General features: G+C 69.4%; 2 protein-coding genes. Both read left to right on the top strand.

The genetic code is table 11. The features are described 5' to 3' along the window. Nucleotides 1–356 precede the first annotated feature (356 nt). Nucleotides 357–1,658 carry a PTS transporter subunit EIIC gene (locus tag ACFWXO_RS06125; RefSeq protein WP_380522536.1) on the top strand — a complete coding sequence of 434 codons (1,302 nt, stop codon included), beginning with the start codon at nucleotides 357–359 and terminating at the stop codon, nucleotides 1,656–1,658. A 606-nt stretch (nucleotides 1,659–2,264) separates the two neighbouring features. Continuing rightward, nucleotides 2,265–3,524 (top strand): PTS transporter subunit EIIC, encoded by a 1,260-nt coding sequence (locus tag ACFWXO_RS06120; protein ID WP_380522535.1) that lies wholly within the window; start codon nucleotides 2,265–2,267, stop codon nucleotides 3,522–3,524. Nucleotides 3,525–3,668 lie beyond the last annotated feature (144 nt).

Here is a 3,668-nt window from a genome sequence, read left to right as displayed (position 1 = left end):
TGGGTGTGGGGGGGTCTGTCGTGGTGGGTGGGGGGGGGGGTGGTGGGGGGGGGGGGGGGTGGGGGTGGTGGGGGGGGGGCCCCCCCCCCGGCCCCCCCCCACCAGCATGACCCGAGCAGGTCCGGTCTGCCACGTTAGTCCACTTTTGGCCCATTCCGGCGCGCAGGCTCCGGGCCGCCACCCGAGGATGACGATCAGCGGGGCTCGCGTCCCGGCGTCCGGCCTGCGTCCCAAAGTGGTCTACACCAATATATGTGTACTCCGATGAACGCAGGAAGGACCCCGGGTGTTCCTGACCCCCGCCCGAGGGTCCCGCAGGGGCCCACCGGTCGGCAACCGCGCTCGGAGGGCGAAGGATGAGTTCGGCAGGCGCCACGGCCCCGCAGAACCTGTGGTGGCACACCTTCTACGGCGGCCTCCAGAAGATGGGCCGCTCCCTCCAGCTCCCGGTCGCGGTGCTGCCCGCGGCGGGCATCCTCAACCGGCTCGGCCAGCCGGACGTGTTCGGCAAGGACGGCCTGGGCTGGAACAACGTCGCCAAGGTCTTCGCGGCGGCCGGCGGCGCACTGCTCGACTCCTCGCTCGGCCTGCCGCTGCTGTTCTGCATCGGCGTGGCGATCGGCATGGCCAAGAAGGCGGACGGTTCGACGGCGCTGGCGGCCGTGGTCGGCTTCCTCGTCTACTACAAGGTGCTGCACGCGTTCCCGGAGCACTGCAAGGCCGGGACGGTCCAGATCCCCGACGCGTGGACCGCCCAGTGCGTCGACTACGGCTCGGCCAAGGTGGCGGCCGCGACGTACCAGAACCCGGGGGTGCTGGGCGGCATCCTGATCGGCCTGATGTCGGCCTGGCTGTGGGTCCGGTTCCACCGCGTCAGACTGGTCGACTGGCTGGGCTTCTTCAACGGCCGCCGCCTCGTTCCGATGATCACCGCCGTGGTCGGCCTGGCCACCGCCTGCGTCGCCCTGTGGGTCTGGCCCCCGATCGGCCGCGGCCTCAACGACTTCTCGCAGAACCTCGCCGATCTCGGCGCGGGCGGCGCGGGCATCTTCGGCCTGTTCAACCGCGCGCTGCTGCTGATCGGTATGCACCAGCTGCTGAACACCTTCGTCTGGTTCCAGTTCGGCGAGTTCACGAAGGCCGACGGCAGCATCGTGCACGGCGACATCCCGCGTTTCCTCGCGGGGGACCCGACGGCGGGGCAGTTCCAGTCCGGATTCTTCCCGATCATGATGTTCGCGCTGCCCGCCGCGGCACTCGCGATCGCGCACTCGGCCAAGCCGCACCGCCGCAAGGAGATCTACGGCCTGATGCTCTCGGTCGGCCTGACCTCCTTCGTCACCGGCGTCACCGAGCCGATCGAGTACTCCTTCGCCTACATCGCCCCGGCCCTGTACGGCCTGCACGCGCTGCTGACCGGCGCCTCGATGGCGGTCACCTGGGGACTGGGGGTGCACGACGGCTTCAGCTTCTCGGCCGGCCTGATCGACTACGTGATCAACTGGGGGCTCGCCACCAAACCGTGGCTGATCATCGTCATCGGGCTCTGCTTCGCCGCGGTGTACTACGCGCTCTTCCGGTTCATCATCGTCAGATTCGATCTGAAAACACCGGGGCGCGAGGACGAGGACGAGGTCGAGGACGTCACCAAGGCCTGATTCCCCGACCGTACGGAACGAATTCCCGGAGAACCTCCGGCAAAGGCCCTCGGACCCACCGGTCCGGGGGCCTTCGGCATTTCACCGAAGGACGGAATTCCCTACCCGGGAGTCACCGAATGGGTAATTCGGTCGCGATCCGGCCGGCCGGACGGCCGTCGGGACGGGTGCCGACAGCGGTCAGAACGGGTGCCGGCGGCGGTCGGGACGGGTGCCGACCGCCGTCGGAGGGCGCCCCACCGGGCACGTCCGCGACCCTCCGGTCACTCTCGGCAGCCGTCGCGCACGCCCGGGAGCGGCCGGATCGCCCGGACCCGGCCCCGACGGTGGCCGCCGGACCCGCCACGACCCGGGCGCCGCAAGGGCCCGGCGCTTTTTGTTGCGCAAATAGCCAAAATCACAATCGCGACTGAAATCATGATCAACGCTCCGGATCCAGGTTTCGATTTCATAGCGCTTCTCGACAACCCCGCTATCCGGGCTTCCCCGAGTTCTCCACCCGTGCTACAAAACTGGTCTACACCACGTGTGGTGTAGACCAGTTCGCGGTTCGGCCCCCGTGCCTTCCCCCCGACCGACCCGCCATGCCGTTAGGAACCCACCCCCATGAGTCAGTCTGCGCAGGCACCGGCGCCCGCCAAGGCTCCGGCGCCGATCAAGAAGTTCGGCAATGCCGTCCTCCCCGGTCTCCAGAAGGTCGGTCGCAGCCTCCAGCTGCCGATCGCCGTGCTGCCGGCGGCCGGTCTGCTGGCGCGTCTGGGCCAGCCCGACGTCCATGAGAAGTGGCACTTCCCCGCGAAGCTCGTCGAGGTCTTCGGCGCTGCGGGTACCGCCATCACCGGTGCGCTGCCGCTGCTGTTCTGCGTCGGCATCGCGATCGGCTACGCCAAGAAGGCGGACGGCTCCACGGCGCTGGCGGCGCTGGTCGGTTACCTCGTGTTCAAGAACGTGCTGACCGCCTTCCCGGCGGACGGCACCGTCACCGCCGCCCTCCCCGCGGGCAAGCCGCAGGACCCGGGCGTCCTCGGCGGCATCGTGGTCGGTCTGCTCGCGGCCATCCTGTGGCAGCGGTTCCACCGCACCAAGCTGGTCGACTGGCTGGGCTTCTTCAACGGCCGCCGCCTCGTCCCGATCATCATGGCCTTCGTCGGCACTGGCCTGGGCGTCCTGTTCGGCCTCGGCTGGCAGCCCGTCGGCGACGCGATCTCGCACGTCAACAACAGCCTGGTGGGTGCGGGCGCGGTCGGCGCCGGCATCTTCGGCCTGGTCAACCGCGCGCTGATCCCGATCGGCATGCACCAGTTCGTCAACACCTACGCCTGGTTCCAGACCGGTGACTTCACCAAGCCGGACGGCACCGTCGTGCACGGCGACATCAACCGCTTCCTGGCGGGCGACCCGACGGCCGGCCAGTTCCAGGCGGGCTTCTTCCCGATCATGATGTTCGCGCTGCCCGCCGCCGCCCTCGCGATCGCCCACTGCGCCCGCCCCGAGCGCCGCAAGGCCGTCATGGGCATGATGATCTCGATCGCGCTGACCAGCTTCGTCACCGGCGTGACCGAGCCGATCGAGTTCACCTTCCTCTTCATCGCCCCGGTCCTGTACGCGATCCACGCGGTGCTGACCGCCGTCTCGATGGCCGTCACCTGGGGCCTCGGCGTCCACCACGGATTCAGCTTCTCGGCCGGTCTGATCGACTACACGATCAACTTCAGCCTGGCCAAGAACCCGCTGCTGATCATCCCGATCGGCCTGGTCTTCGCGGCGATCTACTACTTCACGTTCCGCTTCGCGATCACCAAGTTCAACCTCAAGACCCCCGGTCGCGAGGACGACAGCGAGATCGAGGACGTGACCAAGGCCTGACGCCGGTCCCGCCCGTTCCGAAGGCCCCCCCCCCCCCCCGCCACCCCGCCGCGCGGGGGGGGGCCATAGCGGGGGCCGGCGGGGTCACCCGAGCGGAACCGCGGGTGTTCGCACACCCGCGGCCCCCCGGGCCGATAACCCGGG

The organism is Kitasatospora sp. NPDC059088 (genome assembly GCF_042738155.1).
Classification (GTDB): domain Bacteria; phylum Actinomycetota; class Actinomycetes; order Streptomycetales; family Streptomycetaceae; genus Kitasatospora.
The sequence above is the reverse complement of the archived record's forward strand: the minus strand, read 5'-3'. Positions and strand labels throughout refer to the sequence as shown.

What these genes read in the sequence shown, in the direction of transcription:
- ACFWXO_RS06125 (WP_380522536.1), top strand. Translation starts at nt 357, where the DNA reads ATGAGTTCGGCAGGCGCCACGGCCCCGCAGAACCTGTGGTGGCACACC.
- ACFWXO_RS06120 (WP_380522535.1), top strand. Translation starts at nt 2,265, where the DNA reads ATGAGTCAGTCTGCGCAGGCACCGGCGCCCGCCAAGGCTCCGGCGCCG.